The 20671-nt window shown below is 41.8% G+C and carries 15 protein-coding genes and 1 pseudogene; 3 read left to right on the top strand and 13 right to left on the bottom strand.

Annotation, left to right across the window (positions count from 1 at the left end):
* Positions 1-98 precede the first annotated feature (98 nt).
* From HT687_RS03405 to rpsL, 8 genes are all read right to left on the bottom strand, one after another.
* Complete coding sequence (locus tag HT687_RS03405) at positions 99-329, bottom strand: GlsB/YeaQ/YmgE family stress response membrane protein (RefSeq protein WP_023932538.1); 231 nt, start codon at positions 327-329, stop codon at positions 99-101.
* Positions 330-338: 9 nt separating this feature from the next.
* Positions 339-1580: an aminopeptidase gene (locus HT687_RS03400; RefSeq protein ID WP_023935611.1), complete on the bottom strand. Its 1242-nt coding sequence runs from the start codon at positions 1578-1580 to the stop codon at positions 339-341.
* Between the two features lie 21 nt (positions 1581-1601).
* A complete protein-coding gene (locus HT687_RS03395; protein WP_162199230.1) occupies positions 1602-1778 on the bottom strand; it encodes a hypothetical protein in 177 nt (58 codons plus the stop codon).
* A complete protein-coding gene (locus HT687_RS03390; RefSeq protein WP_023935610.1) occupies positions 1768-2472 on the bottom strand; it encodes a hypothetical protein in 705 nt (234 codons plus the stop codon). Before HT687_RS03390 ends, HT687_RS03395 begins: the two co-directional genes overlap by 11 nt.
* A 9-nt stretch (positions 2473-2481) precedes the next feature.
* On the bottom strand, positions 2482-6873 hold the full coding sequence (locus HT687_RS03385) for a PolC-type DNA polymerase III (protein ID WP_138700951.1): 4392 nt from the start codon (positions 6871-6873) through the stop codon (positions 2482-2484).
* Positions 6874-6976: 103 nt separating this feature from the next.
* Complete coding sequence (gene fusA, locus HT687_RS03380) at positions 6977-9058, bottom strand: elongation factor G (protein ID WP_000090345.1); 2082 nt, start codon at positions 9056-9058, stop codon at positions 6977-6979.
* A 248-nt stretch (positions 9059-9306) separates the two neighbouring features.
* Positions 9307-9777 carry a 30S ribosomal protein S7 gene (rpsG, locus tag HT687_RS03375; RefSeq protein WP_023935608.1) on the bottom strand — a complete coding sequence of 157 codons (471 nt, stop codon included), beginning with the start codon at positions 9775-9777 and terminating at the stop codon, positions 9307-9309.
* Between the two features lie 19 nt (positions 9778-9796).
* Positions 9797-10210: a 30S ribosomal protein S12 gene (rpsL, locus tag HT687_RS03370; protein ID WP_001142332.1), complete on the bottom strand. Its 414-nt coding sequence runs from the start codon at positions 10208-10210 to the stop codon at positions 9797-9799.
* Between the two features lie 274 nt (positions 10211-10484).
* Here rpsL and HT687_RS03365 point away from each other — a divergent pair.
* Positions 10485-10645, top strand: a pseudogene (locus tag HT687_RS03365) (helix-turn-helix domain-containing protein); the annotation flags it as partial.
* A 257-nt stretch (positions 10646-10902) separates the two neighbouring features.
* Here HT687_RS03365 and HT687_RS03360 read toward each other — a convergent pair.
* Positions 10903-12900: a thiol-activated cytolysin family protein gene (locus tag HT687_RS03360; RefSeq protein WP_023935607.1), complete on the bottom strand. Its 1998-nt coding sequence runs from the start codon at positions 12898-12900 to the stop codon at positions 10903-10905.
* Between the two features lie 579 nt (positions 12901-13479).
* On the opposite strand from HT687_RS03360, the gene spuA reads away from it, so the two are divergent.
* The gene (spuA, locus tag HT687_RS03355) at positions 13480-17340 is read left to right on the top strand and encodes an LPXTG-anchored pullulanase SpuA (protein WP_138700952.1); all 3861 of its coding nucleotides are present in this window, start codon (positions 13480-13482) and stop codon (positions 17338-17340) included.
* Between the two features lie 75 nt (positions 17341-17415).
* Here spuA and HT687_RS03350 read toward each other — a convergent pair whose 3' ends face one another.
* The 3 genes from HT687_RS03350 to HT687_RS03340 are packed head-to-tail and all read right to left on the bottom strand — an operon-like array spanning position 17416 to position 19608.
* A complete protein-coding gene (locus HT687_RS03350; RefSeq protein ID WP_000942260.1) occupies positions 17416-18180 on the bottom strand; it encodes an amino acid ABC transporter ATP-binding protein in 765 nt (254 codons plus the stop codon).
* A 9-nt stretch (positions 18181-18189) separates the two neighbouring features.
* Positions 18190-18912 (bottom strand): amino acid ABC transporter permease, encoded by a 723-nt coding sequence (locus HT687_RS03345; protein ID WP_000362517.1) that lies wholly within the window; start codon positions 18910-18912, stop codon positions 18190-18192.
* Between the two features lie 3 nt (positions 18913-18915).
* Positions 18916-19608 carry an amino acid ABC transporter permease gene (locus tag HT687_RS03340; RefSeq protein WP_023935606.1) on the bottom strand — a complete coding sequence of 231 codons (693 nt, stop codon included), beginning with the start codon at positions 19606-19608 and terminating at the stop codon, positions 18916-18918.
* Positions 19609-19685: 77 nt separating this feature from the next.
* Between HT687_RS03340 and HT687_RS12170 the strand changes: the two genes are divergently transcribed.
* Positions 19686-19808, top strand: coding sequence for a hypothetical protein (locus HT687_RS12170; protein ID WP_261814493.1), 123 nt, complete (start codon positions 19686-19688; stop codon positions 19806-19808).
* On the opposite strand, the gene HT687_RS03335 is transcribed toward HT687_RS12170, so the two are convergent.
* Positions 19786-20664: a transporter substrate-binding domain-containing protein gene (locus HT687_RS03335; protein WP_000039543.1), complete on the bottom strand. Its 879-nt coding sequence runs from the start codon at positions 20662-20664 to the stop codon at positions 19786-19788. The genes HT687_RS12170 and HT687_RS03335 overlap by 23 nt on opposite strands.
* Positions 20665-20671: the final 7 nt, after the last annotated feature.

Here is a 20671-nt window from a genome sequence, read left to right as displayed (position 1 = left end):
GTCAGTTCTATCTACAACCGCAAAGCAGTGCTTTGAGCAACCTGCGGCTAGTTTCCTAGTTTGCTCTTTGATTTTCATTGAGTATCAGATTTAAGAAATTAACTTCCTCGTCTCCAGAAAATTGCTAAGACAATCATGGAACCTAAAACAGCTGGGATAATAGCTGTTCCTGATAAAACTGGCCCCCAAGTTCCAAAGAGCAAGTGACCTAGAAAGGCTCCGATCCAACCGAGAAACATTTTTCCAAAACATCCCATTCGCTCTCCACGATTGGTCAGAGTACCTGCTAAAAATCCCACTAGGAGACCAACGAACATACTTCCTAACATATTATCTCCTTAATTTGCCCAATTCCCATTACGGAAAAGAGGTACTCGCGTTCCATCCTCACGAATACCATCGATATCCATTTGGTTAGAACCAATCATAAAGTCTACGTGAACATCTGAACGGTTAAGCCCTGCAGCTTCAAGCTCCTCTTCGCTCATCTCCGCTCCACCAACAACGCTAGTTGCATAGGCTGCACCGATAGCCAAGTGGTTTGACGCATTTTCATCGAAAAGGGTGTTAAAGAAGGTAATGCCTGACTGAGAAATTGGACTTGGATCTGGTACCAAGGCACATTCACCCAAGGCACGCGCACCCGCATTTTCAAAGACAAGGTCTTTCATAACCTGATCACCCTTCTCAGCAGTGATATCTACGATTTGTCCATCCTTAAAGGTCACCTTAATGCCTTCAATGATATTTCCGTTGTAGCTAAGCGGTTTTGTAGAAGTGACATAACCATCTGCACGACGGAAGTCAGGCGCTGTGAAGACCTCTTCTGTCGGCATATTTGGCAAGAATTCTTCGCCCTGTGCATTAACAGCACCAGCTGATTCCCAAACGTGGTTCTTTGGCAAACCAAGTGTTAAATCTGTTCCTGGCGCTGTGTAGTGAAGGGCTGAAAATTGTTCTTTATTAAGCATATCTGCCTTGCTCTTGAGGATAGCTGCATGCTCTTCCCAGGCCTTAACAGGATCTGCTTCGTAGACTCGGCAAGTTTTGAAGATTTGGTCCCAAAGGAGATCGACTGCTTCTTCATCGCTCGCAGCATTTGGAAATACCTTCTTAGCCCACTCAAGCCCAGCAGCGGCTGCTACCGTCCAGCTAACCTTGTTGGATTGAGTTGCGATTCGCATTGGTTTCATGGCAAGTCCCATAGCTTTAGCAGAAGCTGATAGCTTGTCAGCATCCACTCCGTTCAAGGCACCTGGATCAGATGAACGAACTCCAAGACGGCTAGCCTTATTCTCCAAGAGATAGTTCATCTCAGCAATCTTGTATTCTGGCACATTGTCCAAACGCTCCATCGGGGTATGGAGGAATTTCTCACGGTTAATCACATCATCTGTCCACTGAACGATGACCTCATGCGCACCCAAGACATAAGCTTCTTTCACGATTAGATGTGCCAATTCACGTTGCTCCACATCAATAGAGAGAGTCAAAGTGTGACCAGGTTGCACGTTAATTCCGTTCGCAACCAACAATTTCGCATATTTTTCTAGATTTTCTTTAAAATTTGGTAAAACCATGTAATTTTCTCTTTTCTATTTTTATTTTTCTTTCAAAGCAGAAAAGATTCCTGCTAAAGCAATAGCACCTGACAAGAGTGCTGTTGATAGAAGAATTGTCTGATCAGCAAGTTCTAATTGATATTCAAAGACCTTCTCAGCCGGCTTATCTTCCGCAAAAATTCTTAGTTTTATGAAATGTCCTTTCTTATTCTTCATGCTCTCCTAGGTAGAGGCGTCGTGCCTCTGGACTATTTGTGAGGATATCTATATAGGTTTCATAGTCATCAGGCAGAGGCTTTCCTAAAGAGATATCTTGTTCTGGATTTATATTTTTCCCATAAAGAAAGCAAAGATAGAGACGTTCGTTGAGTGTTGGAAATACTTCAATAGACATAAGTTCAGCCTGACCTACCCGATCCCAATCCTGTTCTTTGATATCTGATATGATATAGGTTTGGAAGAGTCCCATAAGTGGATTATCTTCTGGTAGTCCACTGTCTTTATCCGCCAGGACCAAAGAACAACGTCTACCAAAACCAACAAGTTGGCGCTCCCTTCCCTTTACCGAAACAGTAATAGGATGCCCTCCAATATGGCTATAAATCCATTCTTTAGGCAGTTCATAATTTAACAGGGGGGTAACTTCTTTGACAATCGCTACAGGACTATAGCGTAGAAACTGGCGAGTAACAGCCTTACAAAAGAGGATATCCTCCTCTTTCAAGGTCACTCCCTTCCAATTATTTTCCTCGTTAAAATGGTTGAAAAATACCAGATAGGGATCACGCACCATTTGTGCTAATACGTAAACGCCATTTCGCAAACTTATGGAAATAACTTTCCCTGGTTTCCAGGGTGTTGCTCTTTTTTCTTTTCCATCATGATACAACCTCAAACCTACACAAGACATTTCAAACTATTAAAACAACTCATCAAATAAACTCAACTGGTTATCCTCTGGCATATTGCCGAGAATGCCCATTTCATCCATCTTCTCAACTAGGGTTGATGAAAGTCCGCCACGCTTACGCAATTCTGTTTTAGAGAGAAATTCTCCCTCTTCACGCGCTCGTACCAACTGCTTGGCAACGTTCTCGCCCAGACCATCCATAGCAACAAATGGCGGAATGAGGGTATCCCCATCGATGAGGAACTCTGTCGCCTGACTACGGTAGAGATCGAGTTTTCCAAACTTGAAACCACGCTCCCACATCTCATTGACAATCTCAAGAGTTGTATAGAGATCAATTTCCACATTAGAGGCTTCGTTATTCTTGCGTTTTTCAGCGATTTCTTCCATTCTGCGCTTGATGGCATCCAAGCCCGCACCCATAGTCTTGATATCAAAAGCCTTAGCACGAATGGAGAAGTAAGCACAGTAGTAATAAATCGGATGGTGAACCTTGAAGTAAGCTACACGCAAGGCCATCATAACGTAGGCTGCCGCATGGGCTTTAGGGAACATGTACTTAATTTTCCCACAGGATTCGATATACCACTCTGGCACCTTATTGGCCTTCATGGCTTCGATGTAGCCATTTCGCTCCTCTTCGGAAATCTTGAGCCACAAGCCCTTACGTACCCGTTCCATAATGGTAAAGGCCATCTTAGGTTCCAGACCAGCATGCATGAGGTAAACCATGATGTCGTCCCGACAACCGATAACAGTCGATAGATCAGCAATTCCTTGTTTAATCAAATCTTGGGCATTGCCCAGCCAAACGTCGGTACCGTGGGACAATCCAGACAACTGTAGCAACTCCGCAAAAGTCGTTGGATGGGTTTCATCGACCATGCCTCGGACAAAGTTGGTTCCAAACTCTGGAATCCCCAACATACCCGTAGGCGTTCCAATTTGCTCAGGTGTTACCCCAAGTACATCAGTCCCAGAAAAGAGTGCCATCACGCCTTCATCATCCATAGGGATTTCATTAGGGTCAATACCAGACAAATCCTGAAGTTTCCTAATCATGGTCGGATCATCATGTCCCAGTACATCGAGTTTGAGGACGTTCTCATCAATATCGTGGAAGTTAAAGTGAGTGGTCTGCCATTCAGCCGTCACGTCATCTGCTGGATACTGGACAGGCGTAAAGTCATAGACATCCATGTAGTTAGGAATAACAACGATTCCCCCTGGGTGTTGTCCCGTCGTCCGCTTGACACCAGCCGCCCCTTGAGCAAGACGTTCCACCTCTGCATCACGATAAAACTTGCCATAGTCTCGCTCATAACCCTTGACAAAGCCATAAGCGGTCTTAGCAGCCACCGTACCAACCGTTCCTGCACGGAAGGCATATTCCTCACCAAAGATATCACGCACATCCAAGTGGGCGCTAGGCTGATCTTCTCCCGAGAAGTTCAAATCAATATCGGGAACCTTGTCTCCATCAAAACCAAGGAAGGTCTCGAACGGAATATCCTGTCCGTTTTTGCTGAGTTTGTGACCGCAGTTTGGACAGTCCTTATTAGGCATATCAAAACCTGAACCGTAAGAGCCATCGGTGATAAATTCACTGTACTGACACTGACCACAGACATAGTGAGGAGATAGAGGATTAACCTCTGTAATCCCAATCATGGTCGCAACAAAGCTAGATCCGACAGATCCACGAGAACCAACCAAGTAGCCCCGTTCATTAGAACGTTGCACCAACATCTGGGAAGCCAGATAAATCACGGCAAATCCATTTCCCAGAATGGAAGTTAATTCTTTTTCAATCCGCAAATCAACAATATCCGGTAGCGGATTTCCATAAATCTCAAAGGCCTTCTTATATGTCAACTCAGCAACCGTTTCTTCAGCCTTGTTGATGAAAGGCGTGTACAAATCACCCTTAACAACTTCAACAGGCTCAAAGATTTCTACCAAAGCATTGGGATTTTCAATTACCAGTTTACGAGCCAGTTCCTCTCCCAAGAAGGCAAATTCATCTAACATCTCATTAGTCGTTCTAAAATGAGCCTTTGGCAAAGGAGCTGGTTGGGCATGTTCTCCATGACCGATAGTTCGGTTAATCATAGCCCCCTGGCCTAAACTACGGACGATAATTTCACGGTAAATCTCTTCTTCTGGTTCGATATAGTGGACATTCCCCGTAGCCAGAACAGGTTTACCAAGACGATCTCCCACATCTATCAAACTCTTGATAATGGTATGGAGTTCCTCCATATCCTTGACCTGCTCCTTGGCAATCAAGGGAGCATAGATGGCAGGTGGCATAACCTCGATAAAGTCATAATACTTGGCCACTTCAACCGCCGCATCCACACCTTGGGAAACGACCGCATCAAAAACTTCACCTTCAGAGCAAGCTGAACCTAAAATCAGACCTTCTCGATGGGCATCTAGAACCGTTCTTGGAATCCGTGGCACTCCTTCAAAATACTTGGTATTAGACAAGGAAACCAGCTTAAAGATATTTTTTAGCCCTACTTGATTCTTAACATAAATTGTCGCATGCTTAATCCGAGCTTTTTTATAAGAATCTGGACTAATCAAATCAATGTTGAGTCTAGCTAAATCGGTCACACCATGTTTTTCTGCCACCTCTTTGATAAAGATGAAAAGCAGGCGACCTGTAGCTTCCGCATCGTAGTTGGCCATATGGTGATGTTCCAAAGCCACACCAAAACGCTTGGTCAAAGGTCCCAAACCATGACGTTTATACTCAGGATAGAGGTTTCTTGCAAACTCCAGCGTATCAATAACTGGCTGGCTAATTTTAGGAAGACCATGACGCTCATAATTGGCATTCATAAAGCCAACGTCAAAGGTCGCATTGTGAGCGACTAGGACAGTATCCTTGCAGAATTCTTGGAATTCCTGTAAAACTTGTTCCAGTGGTTTAGCATTTTTGACATGGTCATCTGTAATTCCAGTCAACTCAGTAGTAAAAGCTGACAAGGGGTGCCCAGGATTGATAAATTCATCAAATTCGGCAATGACATTCCCCTTATACATCTTAGAGGCCGCAACCTGAATCAAGTCATTATAGATGGCTGAAAGCCCCGTCGTTTCCACGTCAAAGACCACATAAGTTGCTTCTGACAAGTCCATCTCTACTTCGTTATAGACGATAGGGACACGGTCCTCCACGATATTGGCTTCCATTCCATAGATTAGCTGGATTCCCGCTTTCTTGGCCGCCTTATAGCCGTGTGGGAAGGATTGAACATTTCCATGGTCGGTGATGGCAACCGCCTTGTGTCCCCACTTAGCAGCTGTCGCAACGATCTCTTCTACCTCGGGTAGAGCATCCATAGTCGACATGTTAGTATGAGCGTGAAACTCAACCCGACGCTCACCTTCTGGCATCAAATCCTTCCGCTCATAGTGAACAACTTCCTGCACATCCTGCACGTTCATAGTCAAATCGCGTGTGAAGTTATTCATCTCTACATTCCCACGAACTCGGAGCCAAGAATTCTTCTTGATGAGGTCAAATTTCTGAGCCTCTTCCTCGTTCTTAACCCACTTTTGCATAGAAAAACTTGAAGTGTAGTCCGTCATTTTAAAGTTGATTAAAACACGACCCGTTCTGGTCACTTTTTGCTCCACATCAAAAACAACCCCTTCAAAGACCAGACGATTTTCCTCAGTCGTCACTTCGATCATAGGAGTAATCTCCGCCTTGTCCAGCTTGGGTTTAGCTGCAGCTTTTTTGGCTTGAAAATCAAAGGCTGGTTTCTCTTCCGCTGGAGGAGGTACCATCTGTTCCAGTTGTTCCATAGCACGGAGCGCTTCCTCATTGGCCGCTTGAACAATCTGCTCATTTTCAGCATGAAAGGCCTCTTCCTGCTCCTGGGTCAGGACATCATTCTTCTCGACTTGACAGTTGAAAGTTGGAAAGCCAAACTTTTCAAGTTGGTTGGCTAAATTAGGAAGATGATTTTTCTTAAAGTGTTCCTTATCAATCGCCTCAGAGCCTTCAATAAAGAGCTGATTGCCCTCCGCACGAACTTGCAAATTTTGATAAAGAGATTTAAAACCTTGACTAGCACATGGCCCCTCAGAAAAAGCCTCTCTATAATAGGCCTGCAAGAGTTGATTTGAAAATTCTTGAGACCGAACCTTGATTTCGAAAACAGCTTTATTGCCTGTCTTAGAAAATTCTTCGCTCAAACCTTTCTTTAATTCTAAAAAGATTTCAATCGGTAAAATATTAGAAAATACGAAATGAAACTCCCATACCTTACTAATTTTATGAACCACAACTCGCTCAATATCAGCCTGTGATAAAGCAGGATCCTGTCTCATTTCAGCAGGCATCCCCAATTGATTCATCAAAATTTCAAAATTGTTTGACATTCATTTTCCTCACATTATTCTCCTACTATTTTACCATATTTAGAGGTATTTTCTAAAGACAAAAGGAAGCCACTAAGTGACTTCCTTCTAGAGCGAGGACTGATTAGTCTTCACCTTTGTTTTTCTTAATGATTTCTTCTTGTACTGACTTAGGTACATCTTCGTAGTGGTCAAATACCATCATGAATGTACCACGTCCTTGAGATGCAGAACGAAGAACTGTTGCGTAACCGAACATTTCAGCAAGTGGAACGTAAGCACGAACGATTTGGCTGTTACCGTGTGCTTCCATACCATCTACACGTCCACGACGAGCAGTTACGTGACCCATAACATCACCAAGGTTTTCTTCTGGAACAGTGATTGTTACAAGCATCATTGGTTCAAGGATAGCTGGTTGTGCTGATTTAGCAGCTTCTTTCAGAGCAAGTGAAGCCGCGATCTTGAAGGCAGTTTCAGATGAGTCGACATCGTGGTATGAACCATCGTAAAGTTTAGCTTTAACGTCAACCATTGGGTAACCTGCAAGAACACCGTTAGCCATAGATTCTACCAAACCTTTTTCAACCGCTGGGATAAATTCACGAGGAACCACACCACCGACGATTGCGTTTTCGAATTCGAATCCTTTACCTTCTTCGTTTGGAGTAAATTCAATCCATACATCACCAAATTGACCTTTACCACCAGACTGACGTTTGAAGAATCCACGAGCTTGAGTAGAAGCGCGGAATGTTTCACGGTAAGATACTTGAGGAGCACCTACGTTCGCTTCAACTTTGAACTCACGACGCATACGATCAACAAGGACGTCAAGGTGAAGTTCACCCATACCTGAGATAACTGTTTCACCAGTTTCAACGTTTGTTTCAACGCGGAATGTTGGATCTTCTTCAGCCAATTTTTGAAGGGCGATACCCATCTTGTCTTGGTCAGCTTTAGATTTTGGCTCAACCATCAATTGGATAACTGGTTCTGGAACGTTGATTGACTCAAGGATGATTTTAGCTTTTTCATCTGTCAATGAGTCACCAGTTGTAGTATCTTTCAAACCAACGGCAGCAGCGATATCACCTGAGTAAACAGTGTCGATTTCTTGACGGCTGTTGGCGTGCATTTGAAGGATACGTCCGATACGTTCACGTTTACCTTTGGAAGTGTTCAATACGTATGAACCTGATTGAAGAACACCTGAGTAAACACGGAAGAATGTCAAACGACCTACGAATGGGTCAGTCATGATCTTGAAGGCAAGAGCTGCAAATGGCTCTTCATCAGATGCTGGACGAGTTTCTTCAGCATCTGTATCTGGGTTAATACCTTTGATCGCTGGGATGTCAAGTGGGCTTGGAAGGTAGTCAATAACCGCATCAAGCATCAATTGAACACCTTTATTCTTGAAGGCTGAACCACACAATACTGGGAAGAATTCAACGTTGATAGTCGCTTTACGGATACCAGCTTTCAATTCTTCGTTAGTGATTTCTTCACCTTCGAGGTATTTCATCATCAATTCTTCGTCAGTTTCAGCAACTGCTTCAATCAATTTTTCACGGTATTCTTGAGCTTGGTCAAGGTATTCAGCTGGGATGTCTTCTTCAAGGATATCTGTACCAAGGTCGTTAGTATAGATTTCAGCTTTCATCTTGATTAAGTCGATGATACCACGGAAGTCATCTTCAGAACCGATTGGCAATTGGATTGGGTGGGCATTTGCTTGAAGACGATCGTGAAGTGTGCTTACAGAGTAAAGGAAGTCAGCACCGATTTTGTCCATTTTGTTGGCAAATACGATACGTGGAACTCCATACTCAGTTGCTTGACGCCAAACTGTTTCAGTTTGAGGCTCAACACCTGATTGTGAGTCAAGAACGGTAACCGCACCATCCAATACACGAAGAGAACGTTGTACTTCGATTGTGAAGTCCACGTGTCCTGGTGTGTCGATGATGTTTACGCGGTGGTTGTTCCATTGAGCTGTTGTCGCAGCAGATGTGATAGTGATACCACGCTCTTGCTCTTGCTCCATCCAGTCCATTTGTGACGCACCTTCGTGAGTTTCACCGATTTTGTGGATTTTACCAGTGTAGTAAAGAATACGCTCAGTAGTTGTTGTTTTACCGGCATCGACGTGAGCCATGATACCGATATTACGAGTTTTTTCAAGTGAAAATTCGCGTGCCATGAGGTTTGTTTCTCCTATTTATTTTTGATTTCTATTCTATTATAACACGATTTTAATAAAAACGGATAGGCAGGACCTACCCGTTCTCAATGTTTTCATGCTATTGTTGGTTTCAACTTGTAGATTTACAAGTTGAATTGAACTCGGGCTAAAAGCTTGGAAAATAGATAAGCTCTCCTAGAATCTTCGATTCTTCGTCAAGCTTCCTAATTTTCAGTCGCTTTTTTAACGCCCTTAGTATCTTAATCTTACCAACGGAAGTGTGCGAATGCACGGTTAGCTTCAGCCATACGGTGAGTGTCTTCACGTTTCTTAACAGCTGCACCAGTGTTGTTAGCAGCATCCAAGATTTCTTTTGCGAGACGGTCTTGCATTGTGTGTTCACCACGAAGACGAGCGATTGTTACCAACCAACGAAGTCCAAGTGTTGTACGACGTTCTGGACGAACTTCAACTGGGACTTGGTAGTTAGAACCACCAACACGACGTGCACGTACTTCAAGTACAGGCATGATGTTTTCCATAGCTGTTTCAAATACTTCAAGTGCATCGTTGCCAGTAGTTTCTTTGATTTGCTCAAAAGCACCGTAAACGATTGAAGCAGCTGTACCACGTTTACCGTCAAGCATAACGCGGTTGATAAGACGAGTAACTAGTTGTGAATTGTAAAGCGGATCTGGCAATACGTCACGTTTTGGAGCTCTATTTTTACGACTCATTTCTCTTTATCCCCTTTCCTTATGCTTTTGGACGTTTAGTACCGTATTTAGAACGGCCTTGTTTACGATCGTTAACACCTGCAGTATCAAGTGCACCACGGACGATATGGTAACGTACCCCTGGAAGGTCTTTTACACGTCCACCACGAAGAAGCACCACGCTGTGCTCTTGCAAGTTGTGTCCGATACCTGGGATGTAGGCAGTAACTTCGATAAGGTTGCTCAAACGTACACGAGCGAATTTACGAAGGGCTGAGTTAGGTTTTTTAGGTGTCATTGTTCCAACACGAGTTGCAACACCACGTTTTTGTGGTGAAGAAACGTTTGTTTGAACTTTTTTATGACTGTTGTAACCAACGTTCAAAGCTGGTGATTTAGATTTTTCTACTTTTGATTTACGCGGTTTGCGAACCAATTGGTTAATTGTAGGCATCTACATTCTCCTGTGTTTTTTTATTTTTGGTGATGATACACTTGGTGACAGCTATCATCTGTGTGTACTTTTGCAACATTTGTCAGCACGTCCCTGTACACTCTTGAGAGACCAAAAGTAAAAAGTACCGTCTATTATTGTAACAAAATTTTCCCTTGCTTGTCAAGATATTTTTCTTTTTTATTGTTAATCTTTTCCTACGCTAACTTCTCAAAGTAACTTCCACTTACCTGACCGAAGTGGAAATTAGTCTAAAACGGATTTTTATGGTGGAATTAAGTGTGAGACTTTCCGTTCCATCATTGAGAAGATGGGAAAAGACCCGTCAACGATTTCAAAAGAAATCAAGCGCAATCGTATCATGCATCCAACATCCGTCAAATCTGATTGCACGGATTGCCCACTTCTCAAAAAGCTCCTTATGTTTGTAACAACGCGTTTTTCTCATACTAAAGGCTAGGTTGTGGAAAACTGGAAGTTAGTTTTATATTGAATTGAAATAGGACATGAACAAATCTATTGGGAAAGTCAACTTAATTTCTAGAAATGTTTTAATAGCAACAACGTACTATTCTAGTTTCAATCTGCTATAGAAGTTACCCTTTTCATTCTCTCAAAAGTCAATCATAAAAGAGGAGAAATCGAAGTTCCTCCTCTTCACTGTTTACTATCGAATCAAGTAAATCAAATCGTTACTCATTCACAATTTTTTCATCAACTTTAGGGTTTAGAGTTGTTCCCCAATGTGTAATTGTACGCTGTTGTACTAGTGGTAAGTCTGTGCGGTTGTAAACTGTACGCCATGGTTCCCATACAAGACCCGTCTTTTCTTGAACCTTGATACGAAGATTACGGACATTTCCTTTAAATTGAATCTCTGTTTGGAAGCCTGAAGTTCTGTTTTTTCCGTTATCTTCCCATTGACGTGAACGGATTTCTGGATTTCCTTGTTCATCATATGTAATTTCATCCCAATAGATGTAGTAACGCGCAACATAAGCACCCTTATGATGAAGTTTCAAGAAGCCATTTTTGTAAGAAGTAACCTTCGTTTCGATATAGTCTGTACTATTTTGTAAAGTTGCTTGGGCATTATCTTTTAGGAAGGCAGTCTTATATGCGATTGGCACAGCTGGACTTTGAGCGCTAAAGTTAGCTCCTTCTCTGATGAGTTCCTTCAAGTTTTCGACTGTTCCTGTGACAACTTTGGCGGCACCGCTAGCATTACCTCCTACAATTACCGCTGTTACAGAAGTATTCTTCAATAGACGGCTCCATTCAGAATTTGGAGCAATTGTTGCGCCTTTGATAACCGCATTGATAGCTGCTTTTAATTCAGTAGACTTACTTGTTGACTCAAACTTAACATAGATTTGACGTCCGTAAGAAACATTTGATACATATACAGGTGGAGTTTGTGAATCAACACCTCTTTGTTTTAAATCTTCAGGTGTCACACTCTTGTCAAATACAGCCGCTGGATTGGTCGGTGCATCAAATGTCGCTGTATAGTAGATTTGTTTAAAGTTTACAACTTCAATTTGCTTTTCACCCTTTTGCACAGCCTCAAAGTCAATCTTGAGCGGTGCACCTGCTTTTTCAAAGTCTGCACCAAATTTTGCTTTCAATTGGTTCATGCTATAGGCTGTAGTTGATTCATACTGAACACGGGCAGGAACGGAATGGCTAGATGAGTAATTCTTTGTCCATCTTTCAACCAAGGTATTCATCGCAGACTGCATACCACTAGTTGTAGGATCTGCTTCAATTCGGCTGTCAGACTGAATCATACCAGGTAAATCGACGCTGACTGTCCCCTTTGCACGGGCAAGACTAATCAATTCTGGCTGATTTTCTAGCAGATTTTGGTTGGCTTTATACAAGCCACCTAGGAAGACATTTTGATTTCCATTGATGGAAACATCTGCTGTGCCTGTAGAGAGGGTTTTCTTGATTTTTTCTACAACGACAAACTCTCCATTTTGTTCCTTAGCACTTGTGTTGTAGCGATTTTCTAAGGTTTCTCCCTTGCGAGTTAAAATATCCAAAGGATTATAAGTTAAACCAAAAAGGTAGTCTTTCAATGCTGATGTTTGATTTACTACTGGTGCGGTTCTGTCCTGTCCAACTTGAGTTGTTGCTGAACGGAATACTTCCACTTCTGCCAAGCTCAATGGAGTATTTTTAGTTTTCAACTCCACTTTTACATAACGAGCGTCTTTGGCGGTGAAGAAAACTTCAAGTTCTGCCTTCCCATTCAAACTATCAAAGTGTTGACGAGCAACTTCTTGTTTTGCTTCATTTAACAAAACAACATCAAAATTGGAAAGACGATTAGCTACATTCCCATCTCCACGATTGTAAAGTTTAACTTTTCCAACATTCTCTGTTTTTCCGAGATCAACTTGCCACCAAGCATTGTCTTCAAAGTTTGTATGCGTTACAGAATGGTGCCCATAGTCACTGTCAACATTACCATCCACTGCTCGTGTAGCAGCTCCTCCATAAGCAGTAGAACTTTGACTAGCTTGTTTTCCACGAGCGATGTTTTCTGTCTCAACTGGACGATTCCCTTGCTCTGTAGCCAAAGCTACTCCCTGAGTGCTCAATAAAAAGGCCGCAACAACAGCACTACACACACCGAGTCCACACTTTTTGACAAAGCGATGCAAACGTTTTTCTTGATTCATTCCTTATTCCTCCGTTTTTAAATGAATACGTTTTCCTATTTGTCTATAGTTTATCAAATTTCAAGTAAAAGTCAAGCACAAATCAGCAAAAAAGTCAAGAAAATAAGAAGAAAACGTTTGCTGAATTTTTCTGATATTTTCTTTCGATTTCCAGTAAATACTATAGTTTGTAAACTAGATAAAACTTGAGAAACGCTAGCTTTTTCTCTTCCTATTTATAGTTTCGCTAGATGAACTTTTTAAAGAAATATTAGAGAGCAATTTCTGAATAAAAATAGCTAGAAACACATCATCTTCCTAATAATACGTCTTGTCTTATGTGACATTTTTATACTCTTCGAAAATCTCTTCAAACCACGTCAACGTCGCCTTGCCGTACTCAAGTACAGCCTGCGACTAGTTTCCTAGTTTGCTCTTTGATTTTCATTGAGTATTATTTCCATTATTTATACTGATATATAAAATAGTACGGAAAACTTCTCAAAAGTAAGAATTTCTTTGACAAACCAAAGAAAACGCTTGCATATTATTTTACTACATGCTATACTGGTATAGAAATTTATTGATTGGAGAATCATCATGAGAAAAACACCAGCTCAAACTGAGAAAAAAATGGTCTACAGCATCCGTTCCCTCAAAAATGGAACTGGTTCTGTCCTTATCGGAGCAAGCCTTGTCTTGCTTGCCATGGCTACACCAACTATCTCAGCCGACGAAAGTACACCAACCACTAATGCAAGTAATAGTGAAACTACTACTGCCCTTACTCAACCTCTTACCGATGAAACAAACATCGCTGGCAAGAACGAAAGTGATATTTCTTCACCTAATAATGCAAGCGCTTCCCTAGAGAAAGAAGAAAAACCTGCAACAGAGGCGACCACTCCTGTTGCAAGCCCAGCCGATCCAGCACCACAAACTGGACAAGATCGTTCAAGTGAGACAACTACTTCCACTAGTCCAGTAACGACTGAAACTAAGGCAGAAGAGCCCATCGAAGATAACTACTTCCGTATCCATGTCAAAAAACTTCCTGAAAAAAACAAGGATGCTCAAGGACTATGGACTTGGGACGATGTTGAAAAACCATCTGAAAATTGGCCAAACGGAGCCTTGTCCTTCAAGGATGCCAAAAAAGATGACTACGGCTATTACCTAGATGTCAAATTAAAGGGAGAAGAAGCCAAGAAAATTAGCTTCCTCATCAACAATACAGCTGGAAAAAATCTAACCGGCGATAAATCTATAGAAAAACTAGTTCCAAAAATGAACGAGGCTTGGTTAGACCAAGATTACAAGGTTTTCTCTTACGAGCCACAGCCTGCAGGAACTGTTCGCGTCAACTACTACCGCACAGATGGCAACTATGACAAGAAATCTCTCTGGTACTGGGGAGATGTGAAAAATCCAAGTAGCGCTCAATGGCCTGACGGAACAGACTTTACGGCTACAGGCAAATATGGCCGCTATATCGACATTCCTCTTAATGAAGCCGCAAGAGAATTTGGATTTTTATTACTAGATGAGAGCAAAGAAGGAGACGACGTGAAAATCCGTAAAGAAGATTATAAATTCACAGATTTGAAAAATCATAGCCAAATTTTCCTAAAAGACGATGACGAATCAATTTACACAAATCCATACTATGTCCATGATATCCGTATGACAGGTGCCCAACACGTAGGAACTTCTAGCATTGAAAGTAGTTTTTCAACACTTGCCGGTGCTAAAAAAGAGGATATCCTCAAACACTCCAACATCACTAATCACCTAGGAAATAAAGTAGCTATCACCGATGTTGCAATAGATGAAGCTGGTAAAAAAGTGACCTACAGCGGAGATTTCTCTGACACAAAACACCCATATACTGTTAGCTACAATTCCGGCCAATTCACTACCAAAACAAGCTGGCGCCTGAAAGATGAGGCTTACAGCTATGATGGTAAACTTGGAGCTGATCTCAAAGAAGAAGGAAAACAAGTTGATTTAACCCTTTGGTCACCAAGTGCTGATAAGGTTTCTGTTGTTGTCTACGACAAGAATGACCCTGACAAAGTAGTTGGAACTGTCGCTCTTGAAAAAGGGGAAAGAGGAACTTGGAAACAAACTCTAGACAGCACAAACAAACTCGGAATCACAGATTTCACTGGATACTATTATCAATACCAAATCGAGCGTCAAGGTAAAACTGTTCTTGCACTCGATCCTTACGCTAAATCTCTTGCTGCTTGGAATAGCGACGATTCCAAGATTGACGATGCCCATAAAGTGGCTAAAGCCGCCTTTGTAGATCCAGCTAAACTCGGACCTCAAGACTTAACTTATGGTAAGATTCACAATTTCAAGACTCGTGAAGACGCCGTTATCTACGAAGCTCATGTGCGTGATTTCACTTCAGATCCTGCCATTGCAAAAGACTTGACCAAACCATTTGGGACTTTTGAAGCCTTTATCGAAAAACTAGACTACCTCAAAGACTTGGGTGTAACCCACATCCAGCTCCTTCCAGTCTTGTCTTACTACTTTGTCAATGAATTGAAAAACCATGAACGCTTGTCTGACTATGCTTCAAGCAACAGCAACTACAACTGGGGATATGACCCTCAAAACTACTTCTCATTGACTGGTATGTACTCAAGCGATCCTAAGAATCCAGAAAAACGAATCGCAGAATTTAAAAACCTCATCAACGAAATCCACAAACGTGGTATGGGAGCTATCCTAGATGTCGTTTATAACCACACAGCCAAAGTCGATATCTTTGAAGACCTAGAGCCAAACTACTACCACTTTATGGATGCCGATGGCACACCTCGAACTAGCTTTGGTGGTGGACGCTTGGGGACAACCCACCATATGACCAAACGGCTCCTAGTTGACTCTATCAAATACCTAGTTGATACCTACAAAGTGGATGGCTTCCGCTTCGATATGATGGGAGACCATGACGCCACTTCTATCGAAGAAGCTTACAAGGCTGCACGCGCCCTCAATCCAAACCTCATCATGCTTGGTGAAGGTTGGAGAACCTATGCCGGTGATGAAAATATGCCTACTAAAGCTGCTGACCAAGATTGGATGAAACATACCGATACTGTCGCTGTCTTTTCAGATGACATCCGTAACAACCTCAAATCTGGTTATCCAAACGAAGGTCAACCTGCCTTTATCACAGGTGGCAAGCGTGATGTCAACACCATCTTTAAAAATCTCATTGCTCAACCAACTAACTTTGAAGCTGACAGCCCTGGAGATGTCATCCAATACATCGCAGCCCATGATAACTTGACCCTCTTTGACATCATTGCCCAGTCTATCAAAAAAGACCCAAGCAAGGCTGAGAACTATGCTGAAGTCCACCGTCGTTTACGACTTGGAAATCTCATGGTCTTGACAGCTCAAGGAACTCCATTTATCCACTCCGGTCAGGAATATGGACGTACTAAACAATTCCGTGACCCAGCCTACAAGACTCCAGTAGCAGAGGATAAGGTTCCAAACAAATCTCACTTGTTGCGTGATAAGGACGGCAACCCATTTGACTATCCTTACTTCATCCATGACTCTTACGATTCTAGCGATGCAGTCAACAAGTTTGACTGGACTAAGGCTACAGATGGTAAAGCTTATCCTGAAAATGTCAAGAGCCGTGACTATATGAAAGGTTTGATTGCCCTTCGTCAATCTACAGATGCCTTCCGACTTAAGAGTCTTCAAGATATCAAAGACCGTGTCCACCTCATCACTGTCCCAGGCCAAAATGGTGTGGAAAAAGAGGATGTAGTGATTGGCTACCAAATCACTGCTCCAAACGGCGATATCTACGCAGTCTTTGTCAATGCGGATGAAAAAGCTCGCGAATTTAATTTGGGAACTGCCTTTGCACATCTAAGAAATGCGGAAGTTTTGGCAGATGAAAACCAAGCAGGACCAGTCGGAATTGCCAACCCGAAAGGACTTGAGTGGACTGAAAAAGGCTTGAAATTAAATGCCCTTACTGCCACTGTTCTTCGAGTCTCTCAAAATGGAACTAGCCATGAGTCAACTGCAGAAGAGAAACCAGACTCAACCCCTTCCAAGCCTGAACATCAAAATGAAGCTTCTCACCCTGCACATCAAGATCCAGCTCCAGAAGCTAGACCTGATTCTACTAAACCAGATGCCAAAGTAGCTGATGCGGAAAATAAACCTAGCCAAGCTACAACTGATTCACAAGCTGAACAACCAGCACAAGAAGCACAAGCATCATCTGTAAAAGAAGCGGTTCGAAACGAATCGGTAGAAAGCTCTAGCAAGGAAAATATACCTGCAACCCCAGATAAACAAGCTGAACTTCCAAATACAGGAATCAAAAACGAAAACAAACTCCTATTTGCAGGAATCAGCCTCCTTACGCTCCTTGGTCTCGGTTTCTTACTAAAAAATAAAAAAGAGAACTAAACTAGCCCTCCTATAGAACTATCCCCCAAGCCTTAACGCTCGGGGGATTGATTTTTGCCCTGATAAGCCTATCTATCAAATCATATATTCTACACTATAGGTCGCATCCGAGAGTATTCGTGCCAAAAATTGCTTGGTTCGTTCTTCTTTTGGACGACTAAAGAAATCATGGGCATTATTTTCTTCAACAATTTTCCCACCGTCCATAAAAATAACATGATTGGCTACATCTCTAGCAAAACCCATCTCATGAGTCACTACTACCATAGTAACTCCTTCTTTAGCTAACTGTTTTAAAACATCTAAAACATCCCCTACCAACTCTGGATCCAAGGCCGATGTTGGCTCATCTAATAAAATGACCTCTGGTTTCACAGCAATGGCACGCGCAATACCGATTCGTTGTTGCTGGCCTCCAGAAAGCTGAGAGGGATAGTAAGCTTTATAAGCTAGTAAACCAACTTTTTCTAAGGCAGCTTCCGCACGTTTTGTTGCTTCTTCCTTAGGAATTTTCCGAGCAATAATCAAGCCCTCCAAAATATTTTCCAAGGCCGTTTTATTAGCAAATAAATTATAATGTTGAAAAACGAAAGCAATCTTCTTGCGAATTTCTAAAATATCTTTTTTAGTCAATTTTCCAAGGTCGTATTCTTTATCAGCAAGCTTCAAAGAGCCACTATCGGCTTTTTCTAAATGATTGAGACATCTGAGAAAAGTCGTTTTACCTGATCCAGATGGCCCCAATATTACAACCACATCCCCTTGGTTGACCTTGAGATTAACATCTCCCAGGACTTGTCTGTCTCCAAATTTTTTTGCAACATGTTCTACTTGTAACATTGTCTCCTCCTATGCTAAACCTGTACTGGGCACTACTTGTCCCTTTCTTCTTTGAATATAGCGTTTCTCTAAGATTGAAAAGCCCCATTGAATCAATCCGCAAATAAGAATGTACTGTAAAAAGATCACAAAATAGGATTCAAAATACTGATAACCATAAGACGCTTCAACACGGGCAATGGCTGTAATATCCTTAATGGTCATCACAAAGACCAAAGAGGTTCCTTTTACAATATTTATGACTAGATTAGCCAGATTGGGCAAGGCTGATTGCAAGGCCTGTGGAAAAACAATCCTCACATAAGCCTGACTAGTGGTTAAACCAATCGCTTGTGCAGCTTCTAATTGTCCCTTATCCACAGTCAAAATAGCCGAACGTAAGATTTCTGATAAACTACCTGTTGTCATCAAACTATAGATAATAAAAGCATAATAGATCGGATTGAGTTTAAAGATATCAACATCACTCCCTATGCTTTTGAGAAATTGATTGAGCAAACTCGGAAACAAACTATAAAAGAAAAGAATCAGCAAAATCGGAGGTGTTGCTCTTATAAAAGCTAGATACACGAGAGAGAAAGTTCGAACACCTTTGACTTTATATATTTGTCCCAGAGCTAAAAACAAGGCTGGTCCAAAACTTAAGACCATGGCTACAATCATAATGATTAAGGTGGTTGGCACCCCTTTTAAGGTCTCTAAAAAAGTTTTCGCAATATAGTCTAAATCCATATCCTATCTCCCTTTCGTTTCCAAAGATTTTTCTAACAAGCGACTCAAGAAGGAAACAGCCAAGGCTACACCCCAATAAAGAATGGCAACCGCTGTATAGGTTTCAAGAGAGTAATTCCCCAAATTGCGACTGATTAAGAGATTCCCAGCTCCCATGACATCCACAAAACCAATCGTATAGGCTAGGGAAGCGTCCCGCATCAAATTTAGAATAGCGGTCGTCATATTTGGAAGAGCCACTTGAAAAGCCTGAGGAAAAATGATTCTCCAAAATGTCTGACTAGGGGTCAGACCAATACTGACTCCAGCTTCCATCTGACCTTTGGGAATTGCCTGATAGGACGCCTTAAATACTTCTGCAATGATAGCCGCAAATAGCAAGACCATGGTGAATAAGACGAAGACCGTCTTAGACCAGTTGTTGATATCTAAATTCAGCCACCATTTTAAAAATTCAGGTAAACCATAAAAGACAAGGAATAGTAAAACAATAGGGGGAGTACAGCGAAGAGTGAAAATATAGCCCTTAGAAAGACCTGCAAAAGTCTTGTCTTCTCCCACTTGAGCCCAAGCCAGTAAGCCACCGAAAAGGGAACCGAGGACTGTAGTAAAAAAGAGAATGGACAAGGTCATAGGAAGAGCCTGCCATAAGGTTGGTAAAAATTGGAACACTCTTGAAAAATCATATGAAACCATATAAACCTCTTTCTAATACTCAATGAAAATCAAAAAGCAAACTAGCCGCAGGTTGCTCAAAACAGTGTTTTGAGGTTGTGGATAGAACTGACAAAATCAGTAACCATACCTACGGCAAGGCGACGTTGATGCAGTTTGAAGAGATTTTCGAAGAGCATAACATGCCTGATTGCTCATCTAATCTTTATCAACGTAGCTAAAGACATCTTCTTTAAAGTATTTTTGAGAAAGTTTAGCTAGAGTACTGTCTTCTTTTAATTCTTTAATCGCTTTTTCATACTCTTTAGCAAACTTCTCACCCTTTTCATCACGGTGAATCAAGGGATAGGTTGGAATTCCTTTATAAGGGAACCAGCTAAGTTTGTCCGCATATTGGTGGTAAGAACCATCATCTGTTGTCACCGCTTTTTCAAAAGACAACTTGATGTCAAAGAAAGCATCATAACGTCCTTCTAAAACCCAAGCATAAGCATCTGCCACCTTGAAAGATTCAGCAGCTGTCAACTCAATTGGTGTATCCTTGTGCTTGTCATTATAGCTATTAATCACATTCCACTGGGCATTTTGAGGAGAGATGGGTACTAATTTTCCTTTATTTTTGGCGAAATCATCAATATTCTTATATTTAGCTTCATCTCCTTTTCTGACAGTAAAACCAATAATGCTGGCTCCTACTGGCTCAGATGGAATAATGAATTTCTTAGCCCGTTCATCTGTATACCAAGCACCTTTAGTTCCAATATCGTACTTGCCAGACTCAAGTCCAATCAAGAGATCATCATCACTAGTTCCAGTATACTCAAATTTATAATCTGCTAATTTCTCATCAACCGCCTTTAAAACAGCGACTTCATAACCATCTGATTCCCCTTTTTCGTCAATAAAATCATAAGGGACATAGTTTTGAGTATGGGCAACTTTTAAAGTTGTTACTTGTCCAGACGAAGCTGCATCTGCACCTTTAGCAGATGCTCCCGACAAAGTCCTACCAATAATCGTTGCTCCAAGCACTGCCACAACTGCAACTCCACCAACAATCCATGTTTTCTTACTCATATTCTTC

The organism is Streptococcus sp. 1449 (assembly GCF_013276805.1).
Classification (GTDB): Bacteria; Bacillota; Bacilli; order Lactobacillales; family Streptococcaceae; genus Streptococcus; species Streptococcus pseudopneumoniae.
The sequence above is the reverse complement of the archived record's forward strand: the minus strand, read 5'-3'. Positions and strand labels throughout refer to the sequence as shown.